Here is a 15495-nt window from a genome sequence, read left to right on the forward strand (position 1 = left end):
GCAGAAGGCGCGGCGCTCGCAACAACTATTCGCCCAGAAGCTCGGCGTAAATACGCCGGGCGGTCTGGGCTTCTTCCGTTCCGATGACGAGGGCGCGGCCGTCCTCGAACAGCACGAACGTGATGCCGCCCGGCAGATGAAGCCGCAGGGAGTAGGCGGTCAGCTCGGCGCCGCCCGCTCTGCCGAGCCGCGGCTCCAGCGCCCGCAGGTCCAGCGCGAGCGGCCTTCCCGGCATCACCTGCACGGTGTTGCGCCCGCACAGGGAGACGGTTGCGGCCTCGTCCTCGGCGTTCCCCTCCAACGCCTCGAAGCGCCGACCGGCGCATACCGGGCAATCGGGATTGCGCGCTCCGGCGACGGCCAGCGATTGCCATTGGTTCTGCCATAGATCGATCTGCAGCAGCGAGCCGTGCAGCGCTTCGGCGCGGCCGGCCAGCAGCTTGATCGCTTCGATCGCCTGCATGGAAGCGATCGTGTCGACGATCGGCGCGAGCACCCCGGCCGTCTCGCAAGTGTCCAGCGCGCCGCCGGGGGGCATGGACGGAAACAGGCAGCGCAGGCAGGGCGTTGCGCCGGGAACGACCGTCAGCGTCATGCCGGAGGCGCCGACCGCGCCGCCGTACACCCAGGGCACATCGTGCTTGACGCAATATTCGTTAATCAAATACCGCGCGCCGAAGTTGTCGGTGCCGTCCAATACGATATCGGCCCCGGCCAGCAAGCGCTCCGCGTTAAAGGCGTTCAGATCGGCGACGCGGGGCACGATCTCGATGCCGCCGTTCACGGCGGCAAGCCGCGCGGCCGCGGCGATCGCCTTCGGCGTTCCGGCCGCCGCGTCGGCTTCGTCGAACAGCATCTGGCGCTGCAGATTGCTGCGGTCGACGATGTCGCGGTCGATCAGCGTCAGGCTGCCGACGCCGGCCCGCGCCAGATGGTTGGCGATCGCGCAGCCGAGCGCGCCGACCCCCACGATAACGGCGCGCGCCCGCAGCAGGCGCTCCTGCCCGTCCGTTCCGATCCCGGCGAAACGGGCCTGGCGGGCATAGCGGGCATCGAGCTCGGCGCCGGTCATCTTCCCGAGCCCTCCGGATTTTCCGGCGCGTCGGCCGCGGTCAGCGGGTCCCACGGTCCGAGCTGATGCCCCTTCCATTCCGTTCCGTCCTCGTAAATCTCCTTTTTCCAGATCGGCACTACCTGCTTTAACCGTTCGATCGCGTAACGGCTCGCCTCGTAGGCGTCCGCCCGGTGCGCGGAGGAGACGGCGATGACGACGCTGATCTCGCCGATGCCGACCGTGCCGATCCGATGGGAAATTGCGGTCAGCGTGCCCGGCCAGCGCTCGGCGATCTCCTCTCCGATCGAAGCCAGCGAAGCTTCGGCCATCGGCACGTAAGCTTCGTATTCCAGCGTGACGGTGCGCTTGCCCGCCGTATATTCCCGCGTCGTTCCGACGAAAGCGATAGCGGCGCCGTGATCGGGATGGTAGACGGCGCCGAGCGTTCGCTCGACGTCAAGCGGGCGGTCCGCAATCCGGTACCGCGCTTCCGCGCGATCCGAATCGGCCGCCTCCGGCTCGTCCGAAGCGCCTCCCGATACCGGGGGCAGAAGCGCCAGCTCGTCGACGCATCGTACGGTCGCGGAGTCGTGCGCGTAAGCGCGGTTGCACGCCAGGAAACAGGCGGCCAGCAGATCGGCATGCTCCGGATACCGCTCCGCCAGCCGCTCCTTGATCCGCCCGGCCGTCAGCTCCCGCTCCTCCCAATCCGCCTGCAGCGAGCGCGCGCCCACCCGTTCGGCCAGCCCCGCGAAGAGTTGAATATGCCATGCTGCGTTCATCGGTGAAATCATCTCCAGATTCGATACATTCGCTTTCGCAAGCATACCATATCTTTTATGAAAATGTTATGCTAGAGGGACCGGAATTCGGGCGTAAGATGAGGATGACAGTGACGGAATTGGCGGACGAATTCGGAAGGAAGCCTGCGTATTTGCGGCTTTCCGCGACCGCTCGGCGCAATCGGCGCCGCTTGTACGCCATGCCGCAGGAAGGCATGCCGTTCACGGCCCGGAACCGTCATCATCCTTGCGCGCAGATCGTCGAGACGGCCGCAGCGGCCGTTCGGCCGGGCGCCGCGGCCGGCAATCCGCCGAGCCGGGAGCCGACGGAGCGGCGAACGCCGCAGATGGGCGGTTAGGAGAGGTCCGATGACCAAAAAGATAACGCTGACTTTGCTGCATACGAACGATTTGCACAGCCACTTGGAAGAAACCTCGAAAATAGCCGGTTATATCGGGGAGGTGCGACGGCGCACCGACCCCGAGACGCTGATCGTCGTCGATTGCGGAGATTTTCTCGACCGGGCGCGGATGGAGACGGAGGGGACGATGGCGGCCGTCAACCGGGAGCTGTTGGAGCGCATCGGTTACGACGCGGCGCTGCCCGGCAACAACGAAGGATTAAGCTACACGCCGGAGGAGCTGGACCGGATCTTCTCCGGGACGAGCGTTCCGTTCGTCTGCGCGAACATGACGCTTATCCCCACCGGACACCCTCCGGCCTGGATGGTGCCTTCCCTGATGCTGGAGAGGGCGGGCCTGCGCGTCGCCCTGATCGGCTTGACCGTGCCGTTCCGGGAATATTACGAGCTGCTCGGCTGGGAGGCCGGCGACCCGATTGACGCGCTGAAGGCCGAGATTGCGAGATTAAAGCCGGAAGCCGACGTCATCGTCGTGCTTTCCCATCTCGGGCTGCGCACCGACAAGGAGCTCGCGGCCGCCGTTCCGGACATCGATCTGATTCTCGGCGGACATACGCATCACCTGCTGGAGGTGCCGCTGATCGTGGGGAACACCGCGATATGCGCCGCGGGCAAGTTCGGCGCGTACGTGGGTCATCTGGAGCTCGAATTCGGCGAAGACCGCAAGCTTGCGCGGATATCCGGCGGCAGCAGGCCGACCGAGGAGATGGCGGCCAGCGAGGAGATCGACCGGCTTGTCGCGGCGCATCGCGAGCGGGCCGGAAGCCGGATGGGCCGCACGATCGCGCACCTTCGCGAGCCTCTCGAGCTGCGGATCGACCGGGAGTCGACGCTGCCCACCTTGCTCTCGGCGGCGATCCGGACGATGACGGGCGCGGAGCTCGCGCTCGTGAACGCGGGCCAGCTGCTGGAGGGGCTGCCGGCAGGCCCGGTCACGGAAGAGCGAATTCACGCGATCTGTCCGTCGCCGATTAATCCGTGTCTGATCCGGCTGCCCGGCAGCCTCATCCTGAAGTCGCTCGAGGAAAGTCTGCTGCCGGAATTTCAGGAGCTGGAAATCCGCGGATTCGGCTTTCGCGGTCGCGTGCTCGGCACGTTATGCGTGGACGGCCTGGAGGTGGAGGCGGATTTGTCCCGTCCCCCTTACGAACGAATCCAGGAGGCCGTCATCGGCGGAACGAGGCTGGACGTTCACCGCGAGTATGCCGTCGGGACGCTGGACATGTTCACCTTCGGAGTCGGATATACCGCCTTGAAGGAAGGAAGGGACATTCGCTATTTCCTGCCGGAGTTTATCCGCGATGTCCTGATCCGCTCGCTTAACGACGTCCGGCTGATCGAGCGCTCCAAGGAGCCGAGATGGCGGTATTCCGGCCCTCTCTGACCGGCCGCGGCCCGGCATTGGCAAGGAACCTTAGTTTGGGGAGTGAAAAGGATGCTGCATTGGTTCGATTCCATTATTCTCGGGATTGTAGAAGGCTTGACGGAATTTCTGCCCGTATCCTCGACGGGACACATGATTTTGACGAACAAGCTGCTCGGCTATGAGGAAGCGCCGGAACAGCTCAAAACGTTCGAGATCGTCATCCAGTTCGCGGCGATCCTGGCGATCGCGATCGTCTACCGGCACAAAATTTTGCAGGTGTTCGGTCTTGGTCCGAAACAGGCGGTCCGCGGGCTGTCGGTAGACGCTTTCCCCAAGCGCAGGCTGAATCTGATTCATGTCGCGCTGGGCATCGTTCCCCCGCTCGGCGTGGCGTATCTGTTTCGGGACACGATCAAGGAGATCGGCTTTCACGCCGCTCCGGTGCTGTGGGCGCTCGTCGCGGGCGGCATTTACATGTGGGTGACCGAGGCGCTGTACGATTCGGGCAAAATCAAGAGAACGGCGGAGACGATGGACGACATTTCGTACAAGCAGGCGCTGCTGATCGGCGTGCTGCAATGCGTATCGGCCCTGTGGCCCGGCTTCTCCCGTTCCGGCTCGACGATTGCGGCGGGCATGCTCGGAGGCGTCAGCTACCGGGCTTCCGCCGACTTCAGCTTCTTCATCGCCATTCCGATTATGACGGTGGCTACCGGATACGAGCTGCTCAGCAACATCGACAATTTCCGTTCCGGCGATATCGATCTGGGCTTCCTGCTGACCGGATTCGTCGTTTCCTTCTTTGTCGCGTGGATCGTCGTGGTCGCGTTTTTGAAGGCGCTGCAGAGGTTCAAATTGAAATATTTCGCGTGGTACCGTTTTGCGCTGGCGGCTTTATTTTATCTCTTTATCATGCGCTAGGGCGTGTATGCAAACCCGCTCATCTACTATCCTCGGAGTGTGCATACACGCCCCAGGAACCGTTCGGCAAAAGTAGAAAAATGTCGAAGCATGAAGAATAAACGATTTTTCGCTCGAAAGGCTATTCAATAAACGAAGTTGAATTCCGATGAATGGATAAGGGAAACTACACCTTCTTGCTCGAATTCGACACCGGGGGAGGAAGATTACGAAATGCGCATGATGCCGATTTCTCTGTGTCGGCCGGGAATGAGACTGGCGAAGCGAATCTATTCCGATGACGGTATCGTGCTGCTGGCCGAGGGCGTCGAGCTTACTTCCAAATTGATCCGGCGCTTGGGAGAATGCGGGATCAGCTTCGTATACATTCAGGATGCGCGGACGGACGACTTGTCCGTTCCCGAATTGCTCAGCGACGAGACGCAGCGGCGAACGCTCCAGACGATCCGCTCGGTGTTTCGGGAATTCGGCCATGCAACCGGAAAAAGCAAAACCGTATCCTACCCTTACGTCGGACGCAAAATGAAAGAAGTGATGCAGCTGATCATGAGCGACCTGGACCGCAATCAGGACGCGATGATCATGCTGATGAATTTGCATACCGTCGATCATTATTTATACAGGCATTCGATGAACGTGTGCGTGTATACGACTTTGCTCGGGATGGCCAGCGGGTACAGCCACGACGAGCTCGTCACGCTGGGAATCGGCGCCCTGCTGCACGACGTCGGCAAAACCCAGATTTCCATGCAAGTGCTGCTGAAGCCCGGAGCCTTGTCGGCTTACGAGTTCGACGAGATGAAGCGGCATGCGGAGAGAGGCTTTTACCTGCTCAAGGACGAGCCGAACATTCCGATTCTGGCGGCTCATTGCGCTTACCAGCACCACGAGAGGCTGAACGGCTCCGGTTATCCGCGGGGAATCAAAGGCGACGAAATCCACGACTATGCCAAATGGATCGGAATCGTCGATTCCTACGACGCGATGACCAGTCACCGGGTATACCGCGAAGCCATGCTGCCGCATCAGGCGGTAGAGGTGCTGTACTCGGGAAGCGGCACGCTGTACGACATGTCGAAGCTGCAGCTGTTCCGCGACAAGGTGGCGATCTATCCGATCGGCCTGACCGTCAAGCTGAATACCGGACAGCTCGCGGTCGTCTGCGATATCAATTCGACCTGCGCGCACCGGCCGATCATTCGGGTGCTGACGGACGAGGAGGGCGTCGAGCTGAAGGCGCCGTTCGATATGGATCTGTCCAAGCATCTGAACGTCCTGATCTCCAAAATCGAATTGAACGCGGGGGAGATCAGCACGATGCCGGCATAGCTTTCGATACGTAGCTGCTCCGTGCGCGGGGCGGCTTGTTTTGTCCTTGTCGGAGCCGCCGCGTTTGTTTTTATCGGCGCCGACCAGTACAATGAAATTAACGCAAAGAACGACAGGAGCATGAACGATGCAGCAAGCTTTATCCCGGCCGGCGGAGGCGGCGCCCTTCGCTCCGCCTTCCGACTGGCCCGAATTATCTCCGGCTTACGATCCCTGGGACCCGATTCGCTCCCTGCAACGGTACGGCAGACACGAGCTGACGAGCGTGGAGCTGACGGTTACCCATCTGTGCAATATGCGGTGCGAGCATTGCGCCGTCGGGGACAGCCTGACGATGACCGAGGCGCCGTTCCTTCCGCTCGATATGCTGTTCCGCAGGCTGGACGAAGTGCGGCACCTGGAGACGATCAGCATGACCGGAGGAGAGCCGACGTTTCGCATGGAGACGGTCCGGAACGTCCTGCTGCCCGTATTGAAGTACGCCCGCGAACGCGGCGTTCGCACGCAGCTGAATTCCAACGTCACGCTGGATTTCGAACGCTACGAATTGATCGCGCCTTATTTGGATGTCATGCACATCTCCTTTAACTACACGGAGGCCGCGGACTTTCACCGGGTCGGATTCGCGCGAACCGGCCGGAGCGTCCGGGAGGAGACGACGGCCAAGCTCTACGAGAGAATGATCGACAACGCCCGAAGATTGTCGCAGGGCGGATTGTTCGTATCCGCGGAATCGATGATCAACTTCCGCACGCACGATCGCATCGCGGACATTCACCGGCTGATCGTCGAGATGGGCTGCCGGCGGCACGAGGTGCATCCGATGTATCCGAGCTCCTTCGCCTCCTCGCTGCCGGCCATTACCCGCCGGCAGATGCGGGATGCGGTAAGCACGCTGCTCGACATCCGCGATCCCGACGTATGGATGCTGTTCGGAACGCTGCCTTTCTTCGCTTGCAGCGAGGACGCGGAAGAGCGCCGGCTCGTCTCCAGGCTGAGGGAGGAAGCGAACGTGACCGTGCGCAACGATCCGGACGGGCGCAATCGCGTGAACGTCAATCTGTTCAGCGGCGACGTCTACGTGACCGATTTCGCTTCGGTTCCCCCGTTCGGCAACATTCGGAACGAGAAGCTGGACGACGTGTTCGCCAAATGGCAGCGCCATCCGATGCAGCAGGCGATCAACTGCCATTGCCCCGCCGCGGGCTGCTGCGGTCCGAATCTGCTCGTTCAGGACATGTACTACCGGGATGTGGACTTTACGCAAAGGCGCGCCATCCCTGAAAGATAAAACCGTCGATGCACGCTTGGAAAAGATGAGGAGGAGTACGTTCACTTGGAAATCGAATGGGGTTTGATCTTCTGGAACGTTGTTCTCGTATTGTTCTTAGTGTTCCTTAACGGATTTTTCGTGGCGTCGGAATTTGCCCTCGTCAAAGTGCGGCAAAGCCGGCTGACGCAGCTCAGCAACGAAGGCAACGTGAGAGCGAAATACGCGCTGAAGGTGAACCAGAGGCTGGACGCCTACTTGTCCGCGACCCAATTGGGCATTACCCTGGCTTCGCTCGGCCTCGGCTGGGTCGGCGAACCGGCGATCGCCGACCTGATTATCGCGCCGCTGCTTCACCAGTTCGGCGTAACCGACGAGACGGTGATCCATTCGATCGCGTTCGCCGCCGCCTTCTGCATTATCACCTTCCTGCATATCGTTCTCGGCGAGCTTGCGCCGAAGTCGCTGGCGATTCAGCGCTCCGTAGGCGTATCGCTCTGGCTGAGCTGGCCGCTGCTGATGTTCTATCGGGTGTTCCTGCCGGTCATCTGGTTTCTGAACGGCTCCGCGAACCGGCTGCTGAAGCTGGTCGGCGTCGAGCCCGCCAGCGAGCACGACGCGGCCCACACCGAGGAGGAAATCCGGATTCTGATGGACCAGAGCGCCAAGAGCGGCATCATCGACAAGGACGAGATGACGCTGTTCGACAACGTGTTCGAGTTCGCGGACCGGGTCGCCCGCGAGGTGATGCTGCCGCGAACGGACATGGACTGCCTGTTCGCGAACGTCAGCTACGCGGACAACATGAAGCTCGTATATGCGACGAAGCATACGCGTTATCCGGTCGGCGTCGAGGACAAGGACCAAATCGTCGGTTTCGTGCACATTACCGATCTGCTGACCGCCGATCCGGATGAGGAGCACAATCTGAAGGAATTTCTGCGGCCGATTCTGAGCGTGCCGGAATCGATGGAGATCAGCAAGGTGCTCAAGCTGATGCAGCGTCGGAAATCCCAGGTCGCCATCGTCATTGACGAATACGGCGGAACGGCCGGCATGCTGACGGCCGAGACGATTCTGGAGGAGCTCGTCGGCGAGCTGCAGGACGAGTTCGACGATGAGCTGCCGGCCCTCGTGGTCAAAGGGGAATTAACTTCCGTGGACGGGCGTATGCTGATAGAGGACGTCAACGACCTGCTCGGCCTCGAGATCGAAGACGACGAAGTCGATTCGATCGGGGGCTGGTTGTTCAATCATCTGGAGGGCAACGTCTCCAAAGGCCAGAAGGTCATCCACGAAGGCTACGTGTTCGAGATCGAACAGACGGAACGGCATCGCGTGCAGCGCGTGCAGATCTACAAAAACAAAATCGCGTTGGCGGACGCCCCCGACAAGGCGCCGCAGACGACCCGAGACAGCCAGTAGCGGCGGGGAAGCCCGAGAGAGGGGAAAGACCGTGCCGATTCGAATCATCGTGCTCATGGTTTCATCGCTCTTGTTTTTATATTTGCTATTTACGGTGGGGGCGCCTTTCCTGCTGGCCCTCGTCGTCGCCATATTCCTGGAGCCGCTTACGCTGCTGTTCATACATAAGGGAAGAATGAATCGGCTGGCCGCCTCGACAATCTCGAGCACGTTGTTCACCGTCATTCTTCTGGGCTTGCTCGGCCTGCTGGGCATGAAGCTGGTCAGCGAGCTCAGAGCCTTCCTGGACAAAATGCCGAGCATGCTGGAGAACGCCAACGCCTACATCCGGAGCTTGATCGAGAGGGCGCAGACGTATTCGAACAATGGAGTTGCCCCGCTGCCGGATCAGCTCGAGGACTGGGTAACGAACATCACGGCCGCGCTCAGCCAGCTGTCCACGAAGCTGTCGGGAGTGCTGTTCGGCTTCGCGTCGGGCATCCCGGACTTTTTTATTTTCTTTATCGTATTTCTGGTTGCGGTCTATTTGTTCTCGCTGAGCCTGCCAACGATGAAAAGCTCGTTCCTGGCCCTGTTCGAAGAGAAGTCGAAGCTTCAGGTGGAAGAGGTGCTGGAGAGCCTGCGCAGATCGGTGTTCGGATTCCTGCGCGCGCAGCTGCTGCTCAGCGTCATTACCTACATATTGTCGTTCGCCGGACTGCTGATCATCGGCACCGGCTATCCGCTGGCGATCGCGCTCGTGATCGTTGTCGTGGACATCCTTCCGGTGCTCGGCGTCGGCTCGGCGCTTGTCCCCTGGGCGGCGTTTCAGATCGCCACCGGAGACATGTATACCGGAATCGGCCTGATTTTGCTGTTCCTCGTCATTACGGTCGTGCGCCGAATCGTCGAGCCGAAAATTCTTGGAGACGCGGTCGGAATCGGCGCCTTGTCGGCTCTGATCAGTCTTTACGTAGGTTACGAGCTGGTCGGCATCGTCGGCGTGTTCCTCGGTCCGATTGTCGTAATCGTGTTCATGGCGATGCGCAAAGCGGGGCTGTTCGACTTTAAAATCAAGTTCCAATAACGCCGGAACGGAGGAGGTTCGAAATTCCCCTCCCCCGCTTTCCCTGCTTGTCCTCTCCCTCCTCCTCTCTCCGGCTTTCCGCCGCTTTTTTTTCCACAAACGGGTTGACCCTTGCTTCCATCAGACGACCTCTCCGAAAAAGATTAAAAAAACGTGTCAGAAATGCGGGACTTTGGGCATAGGATATTAGCGGATATTAGGCTTATCGCGCCGCGAATTGGCCAACAACGGAGGAGGTAACACCAGGATGTACGATTCCCAGTGGCGGAGTTGGAAGCCTTACGTCAGTCCGCACGACCCTTGTCCCCCTATCCGCGTAAAATGGTACGTCGTTCCGCCTAATCAATATATCCAATTTCAGCCGATGAACCTGCCGCAGTTCTCGCTGGAGGAGGCGCTGCAAAAGGGCACCCTGTGGCCGGCGTTGTACAGCAACTACCCGAGCCGGCGGTCGGCGAAAGGGGGGAAGGAACATGGCTGATCGCTTCGACCGCGACGACCGTACCGACCGCGACGAGCGTTACGAACGCAGCGGCAGATCCGAGCGTCGGGAGCGCGATTACCGCGACGGACGGGATTCCGCTCCGAAACCGAGCGAGAGAGGAGACGAGGCCTACTGCAGAGATTTGTTAGAGCTGCAGAAGACCGATTTCGCGCTGGTCGAATTAACCCTCTACCTGGACACTCACCCTGCCGATATGCAAGCCGTTCAGCAGTTTAATCAATTGTCGCAGAGACGGCGCCAAATCGCGCACGAATTCGAATTGAAGTACGGCCCGCTGCTGCAATTCGGCCTCAGCTACAGCCGGTTTCCGTGGCAATGGATCGATACGCCATGGCCTTGGCAAGTATAGGGAGGGTGGACAGGAATGTGGATTTATGAAAAAAAGCTGCAATACCCGGTCAGGGTCAGCAAATGCGATCCCCGCATGGCCCGCTACCTCGTCGAGCAGTACGGAGGGGCGGACGGAGAGCTGTCCGCGGCTTTGCGGTATTTGAACCAGCGCTACTCGATTCCGGATAAAGTAATCGGCCTGCTGACGGACATCGGGACGGAGGAATTCGCGCATTTGGAAATGATTGCCACAATGATTTACAAGCTGACGAAGGACGCGACCCCGGAGCAATTGGAGGCCGCGGGCCTCGGCGCGAACTTCGTCAACCACGACGGAGCGATGTTCTACAACAACGCCGCCGGCGTGCCGTGGACCGCCGCCTACATAGGCGCCAAGGGCGATCCGATCGCAGACCTGTTCGAGGATATTGCCGCCGAGGAGAAAGCGCGCGCGACCTATCAATGGCTGATCGATTACACGGACGATGTCGATATCCAGGATTCGCTGAAATTTCTCCGCGAGCGGGAGATCGTACATTCACTCCGGTTCAGGGAAGCGGTGGAAATTCTGAAATCCGACCGCGAGCAGAAAAAGATGTTCTGAACGGAGGGCGGCTGCCCGTAAGTGAAGACGTACAAAATTATCGATGAGGCCGAAGCGGGGCTGTCCCCTAAGTACAGAGAGTCGTACCGAACGATGATCGATGGAAGGATGCACGCCGCATCTATCTCCTTTTCCTCGATCCTCTTGTACGACTTGATTTAGGGGACAGCCTCATGAATGTTCCTTCATTTGTCGATAATTGTTCTGTACGGCTTTTTTTAGTTTGGGGTTATCCCAATTTTGTCGATTGCGCCGGCGCCACTCCAACAACATCCTTGATGAATACAAAAAAGGAGTAACTTTCCAAAGGGGATCTACGTATTACTTAATAGGACCGCCACTACGAAGGATCGGGAGGAGGTGCAAGACATCTTGGAAACGTTAATGATCGTACTGTTCGGCATAGGCGTCGGTTACGCGGTATTGTCGGCTTTTGTCGGAGATTTGTTCGGTTTGGACGTGCATACGGGCGAGCTGCCGTTTTTGTCGCCGACTATTATCGCGACCTTTCTTACCGTGTTCGGCGGAGTCGGGTACATGCTGCTGCACAATACCAATTGGTCGGCGATGCCGGTCGCCAGCTTATCGCTCTTGATCGCGCTTGGCGTCTCTTCCGTCGTGCTGTTCCTGGTCGTCATCCCGCTGCAAGCGGCGCAAAAAGGGGATGCCAAGTCCGCGAAGCAGATGATCGGACTGACGGCGGAAGTCGCAACTTCCATCCAAGCCGCAAGACTCGGAGAAATCGTCTACGAGCAAGGCGGGAGCAGACACAGCGCTCCGGCCAAAACCTATGGCGAAGCTTCGATTCCGCAAGGCGCCCAGGTCAGGATCATTGATGAGATAGCCGGCACCTTCGTTGTGGAAAAAGCTTAGGGCGCAACCGCGCCATCCATTACAGAAAGCGAGGAATTCGATATGGACGCTACTTTATACATTCCCGTAGGCATCGTGATCGTCGTCATTTTGCTGATCGTCGTCTTCGCTTCGAGGTATCGCACGGTCAAGGCGGACCAGGCGATGATCGTTACCGGGGCGCTTACCCGCGACGGGATGAAGATCGTGAAGGCGGGAGGCACGTTCGTCTGGCCGGTCGTGCAGGAGGCTTCGTTCCTGTCGCTGCAAGTGCAGACGGTCGACGTACATACCCCCGAAGTGTATACGATGCACGGGGTGCCCGTGTTGGTGGAGGGCATAGCGCAGATTAAAATCAAGGGCGATCTGGAATCGATGGCGACCGCCGCGGAGCAGTTCCTGGGCAAGCCGGAAGCCGAGCTCAAAGCGATTGCGACGCAGACGATGGAAGGCCATCTTCGCGCCATTCTCGGTACGATGACGGTAGAGGACGTATACAAGAACCGCGAGGAATTCGCGAAGAACGTTCAGGAAGTGGCGGCCAGCGATTTGAATAAAATGGGGCTGCAAATCGTCTCGTTCACGATTCGCGACGTCAGGGACAAGAACGGTTACCTGGACGCGCTGGGCCAGCCGCAGATCGCCCAGGTCAAGCGCGACGCCGAGATCGCCAAGGCGAACGCTTACCGGGACGAACAGATCGCCAAGTCGAAAGCGCTGGAGGAAGGCAAGAAGGCGGAGTTTACGGCCGAGACGAGCATCGCCGAATCGCATAAGCAGATGGAAGTGAAGAAGGCCGAGTTCAAGCGCGAGCAGGATATGAGGAAGGCCGAAGCCGACCAGTCCTACAAGCTCCAGGAAGCGAAGACGCTGCAGGCGGTCAAGGCCGAGGAGATGCAGATCCAGGTCATCGAGCGGGAGAAGCAGATCGAGCTGGAGACCAAGGAGATCGAGCGCCGCGAGCGCGAGCTGGTGGCGACGGTGAAGAAGCAGGCCGAAGCGGAGCGCTTCGCGCAGGAGCAGCGGGCCGAGGCCGATCGTTACCAGATCGAGGCGAAGGCGAGAGCCGAAGCGGAAGCGGTCCGGCTTGCCGGTAACGCGAACGCGGACAAGGAGCGCGCGGAAGGAACCGCCGAGGCCGACGTTATCCGGCTGAAGGGTCTGGCCGAAGCGGAGGCGAAGGACAAGATCGCGGACGCGCTGCGCAAGTACGGAGAAGCGGCGGTCATCGAGCTGATCGTGCAGAAGTTCCCGGAAATTGCCCGGGCAATCGCGGAGCCGCTCTCGAAGACGGAGAAGATCGTCATCGTCGACGGCGGAAGCAGTGGCCCCAACGGCGGCGCCGGCAAAGTGACGGGCTACGTGACGGACCTGCTGGCGAAGATGCCGGAGACGGTCGGAGCGCTGACCGGCGTGGACGTCAATCAATGGCTGCGCAAGCTGGCCCATGGCGAAAATTCCATCGGCAAGGATTCCGGCAACGACCAATAGAGGGACGAAGGACGGGGGCGCCTGCAGGCGCCCCTTTTGTGCAGTCCGGACAAGTATTAAACGCGCTGATCTGAAGCGTCTCCGACAAAAGAGGCTGTCCCCTAAGTCAAGTCGTACAAGAGAATCGAGGAAAAAGAAGAAGCATCTATCTCCTGAAGACTGCCTCATACGTTCCTGAAATGACCCTGCGACGGGTTTACAAGTTCAAAATTTCAGGATCGTATAGCAGCGGAAGGAGATAGATGCGACTATAGCACTCCATCGATTATCGTTCGGTACGACTCTTTGTGCTTTTGGGACAGCCCCTTTTGCATGCTGGAGAAAAAAGGAATTCGGCCGGAGGCAAGGAATTTGTAGATTCGTGTCGAATATTCTTCGTGTCGAACAATTCAGCGATGAAAAGAGAGTATAGGGGTCGGCGAACATGCGCATAAACAGGGGATTCAAACTAAGGTCTATGGTCACCGCAATCGTCGTTGCGACGGTATTCGCGACGGTCGTGATCCTGTCGTTCGTGGCTTACCAGAACGAGAAGAAATCGCTGTTCCGGCTGACGTTCCAATTAAACGAAGTGTACGCCGAGAAAATCGCGGCTACGACGAATTCGCTGTTCCAGCATATGATGCAGAGCTTGGAAATAACGGGAAAGTATCTGTCGGCGGATCTGACGCGGAGCGATCTGCACGATCAGCTGATGCTGTTCCAGGAGGGCAACTCCTTCTTCAACTCCGTATTTATCGTCGATAAGGAAGGCACGCTGCTCGACGCCACGAACCTGACGCCCGCGATGAAGGGGAACAGGCTCGTCTCCGAAGGTCCGCTTCAGGCGCTGAAGGAACGGAAGCCGATGGTCTCGGAGCCGTATGTGAGCGCGACGACGAACAAGCTGATCGTGATGGTCAGCGCTCCTCTTCACGATTCCTCCGGCCAATACATCGGATTTATCGGAGGCTCGATCCGGCTGCACGAGACGAATGTTTTCCAGACGGTATTGGGCAGCGTGCCGAATGAATCGGACGGCTCTTACGCTTACGTGGTCAGCTCCGGAGGCGCGCTTCTGTATCATCCGGATTCGAGCCGTATCGGCGAGAGGGTGAACGAGAATCTGGCGGTTTCCAAAGTGATCTCCGGGGGGAGCGGATCGGAGAGAATCGTCAACACGAAGGGTGTCGACATGCTCGCCAGCTATGCGCCGATCGGCAACGCGGGCTGGGGCATCGTCGCCCAGACGCCCGTCGCGTCCGTGCTGGTGTCGGCGAGCAAGCTGGTCATGACGATCGTGCTGTATATGCTGCCGGCGCTCCTGCTGTTCACGGCCGTCATTACGTGGCTGGTGCGCAAGCTGTCCGAGCCGCTCGTCAAGCTGGCGGATTTCGCTATCCAGCTGACTCCGACGAACGGCAATATGGACGAGCTGCCGCGGATTCACGGGCTGAACTACGAGGCGAACGAGCTTCACAAGGCGCTTGGAAGAGCGGTCCGCCATTTTCGCTACCAATTCGACAGCTTGTCGCAGGAGGCCCGGACCGATCCGCTGACGGGGCTGTACAACCGCAGGACGATGGACAAGTTCATCGGCGGCTGGATTGCCCAAGGCAGCCCGTTCTCGCTTCTCGTCATGGATCTGGATCATTTCAAAAGCGTTAACGATACTTACGGCCACGACGTCGGGGACGAGGTGCTGAAGTTTCTCGCGAACGATCTGCGTAGGCTGCTGGAGGAAGAAGACGTCATTTGCCGGTTCGGCGGGGAAGAATTCATCGTCCTGCTGCCGGGCGACCGGTTCGAGACCGCTCTGGAGGCCGCCGAGCGCATCCGCAAGCATATGGCGGAGACGGACAGTCCGACGGGCGGCAAAGTGACGCTCTCGATCGGAGCGGCGCATTATCCCGGCTTCGCGGGCAACGCCGAGCAGCTCTTCCGCGTGGCGGACGAGGCGCTGTACCGGGCGAAGCATCAGGGCCGCAATCGTGTGGAGATCGCGCGCGCGGCCGGGGAGGTTATGGCGGCCAGCCAGTAAGCGAGCAAGCGCCTGTTTTTGTCTCGGGCGGCTTCCCATGCTCATACACTGGAAGCGG

15 protein-coding genes are annotated in these 15495 nt (G+C 59.7%); 13 read left to right on the forward strand and 2 right to left on the reverse strand.

All coding sequences use genetic code 11. The features are described 5' to 3' along the window. Positions 1-25: 25 nt before the first annotated feature. Positions 26-1072 carry a ThiF family adenylyltransferase gene (locus ACFFT4_RS29530; protein ID WP_378052717.1) on the reverse strand — a complete coding sequence of 349 codons (1047 nt, stop codon included), beginning with the start codon at positions 1070-1072 and terminating at the stop codon, positions 26-28. Continuing rightward, positions 1069-1836 (reverse strand): molybdenum cofactor biosynthesis protein, encoded by a 768-nt coding sequence (locus ACFFT4_RS29535; RefSeq protein WP_378052718.1) that lies wholly within the window; start codon positions 1834-1836, stop codon positions 1069-1071. The genes ACFFT4_RS29530 and ACFFT4_RS29535 overlap by 4 nt, the downstream gene beginning before the upstream one ends. 104 nt (positions 1837-1940) lie before the next feature. On the opposite strand from ACFFT4_RS29535, the gene ACFFT4_RS29540 reads away from it, so the two are divergent. The 13 genes from ACFFT4_RS29540 (at position 1941) to ACFFT4_RS29600 (ending at position 15437) form a co-directional block, all read left to right on the forward strand. Continuing rightward, positions 1941-2195 carry a hypothetical protein gene (locus ACFFT4_RS29540; RefSeq protein ID WP_378052719.1) on the forward strand — a complete coding sequence of 85 codons (255 nt, stop codon included), beginning with the start codon at positions 1941-1943 and terminating at the stop codon, positions 2193-2195. Between the two features lie 10 nt (positions 2196-2205). Further along, entirely contained in the window at positions 2206-3642 is a 1437-nt protein-coding gene (locus ACFFT4_RS29545) for a bifunctional metallophosphatase/5'-nucleotidase (protein WP_378052720.1), read from the forward strand. Between the two features lie 51 nt (positions 3643-3693). After that, a complete protein-coding gene (locus tag ACFFT4_RS29550; protein WP_378052721.1) occupies positions 3694-4545 on the forward strand; it encodes an undecaprenyl-diphosphate phosphatase in 852 nt (283 codons plus the stop codon). 213 nt (positions 4546-4758) lie between these two features. Then, positions 4759-5874, forward strand: coding sequence for an HD-GYP domain-containing protein (locus ACFFT4_RS29555; protein ID WP_378052722.1), 1116 nt, complete (start codon positions 4759-4761; stop codon positions 5872-5874). Positions 5875-6001: 127 nt separating this feature from the next. Continuing rightward, positions 6002-7165 carry a radical SAM/CxCxxxxC motif protein YfkAB gene (gene yfkAB / locus ACFFT4_RS29560; protein WP_378052723.1) on the forward strand — a complete coding sequence of 388 codons (1164 nt, stop codon included), beginning with the start codon at positions 6002-6004 and terminating at the stop codon, positions 7163-7165. 45 nt (positions 7166-7210) lie between these two features. Beyond that, on the forward strand, positions 7211-8569 hold the full coding sequence (locus ACFFT4_RS29565; protein WP_378052724.1) for a hemolysin family protein: 1359 nt from the start codon (positions 7211-7213) through the stop codon (positions 8567-8569). Positions 8570-8600: 31 nt separating this feature from the next. Beyond that, on the forward strand, positions 8601-9635 hold the full coding sequence (gene ytvI / locus ACFFT4_RS29570; RefSeq protein WP_378052725.1) for a sporulation integral membrane protein YtvI: 1035 nt from the start codon (positions 8601-8603) through the stop codon (positions 9633-9635). A 247-nt stretch (positions 9636-9882) separates the two neighbouring features. Further along, positions 9883-10116: a spore coat associated protein CotJA gene (locus ACFFT4_RS29575; RefSeq protein ID WP_378052726.1), complete on the forward strand. Its 234-nt coding sequence runs from the start codon at positions 9883-9885 to the stop codon at positions 10114-10116. A 145-nt stretch (positions 10117-10261) separates the two neighbouring features. Further along, entirely contained in the window at positions 10262-10489 is a 228-nt protein-coding gene (locus ACFFT4_RS29580) for a spore coat protein CotJB (RefSeq protein ID WP_378052832.1), read from the forward strand. A gap of 15 nt (positions 10490-10504) precedes the next feature. Continuing rightward, positions 10505-11074, forward strand: a complete 570-nt coding sequence (locus ACFFT4_RS29585; protein WP_378052727.1) for a manganese catalase family protein — start codon at positions 10505-10507, stop codon at positions 11072-11074. Positions 11075-11446: 372 nt separating this feature from the next. Further along, positions 11447-11947, forward strand: a complete 501-nt coding sequence (locus tag ACFFT4_RS29590; RefSeq protein WP_378052728.1) for an NfeD family membrane protein — start codon at positions 11447-11449, stop codon at positions 11945-11947. Positions 11948-11989: 42 nt separating this feature from the next. Further along, positions 11990-13417: a flotillin family protein gene (locus ACFFT4_RS29595; RefSeq protein WP_378052729.1), complete on the forward strand. Its 1428-nt coding sequence runs from the start codon at positions 11990-11992 to the stop codon at positions 13415-13417. 424 nt (positions 13418-13841) lie between these two features. After that, a complete protein-coding gene (locus tag ACFFT4_RS29600) occupies positions 13842-15437 on the forward strand; it encodes a sensor domain-containing diguanylate cyclase (protein ID WP_378052730.1) in 1596 nt (531 codons plus the stop codon). The last annotated feature ends 58 nt before the right edge of the window (positions 15438-15495 follow it).

Source organism: Cohnella cellulosilytica (genome assembly GCF_042431195.1).
Taxonomy (GTDB): Bacteria; Bacillota; Bacilli; order Paenibacillales; family Paenibacillaceae; genus Cohnella; species Cohnella cellulosilytica.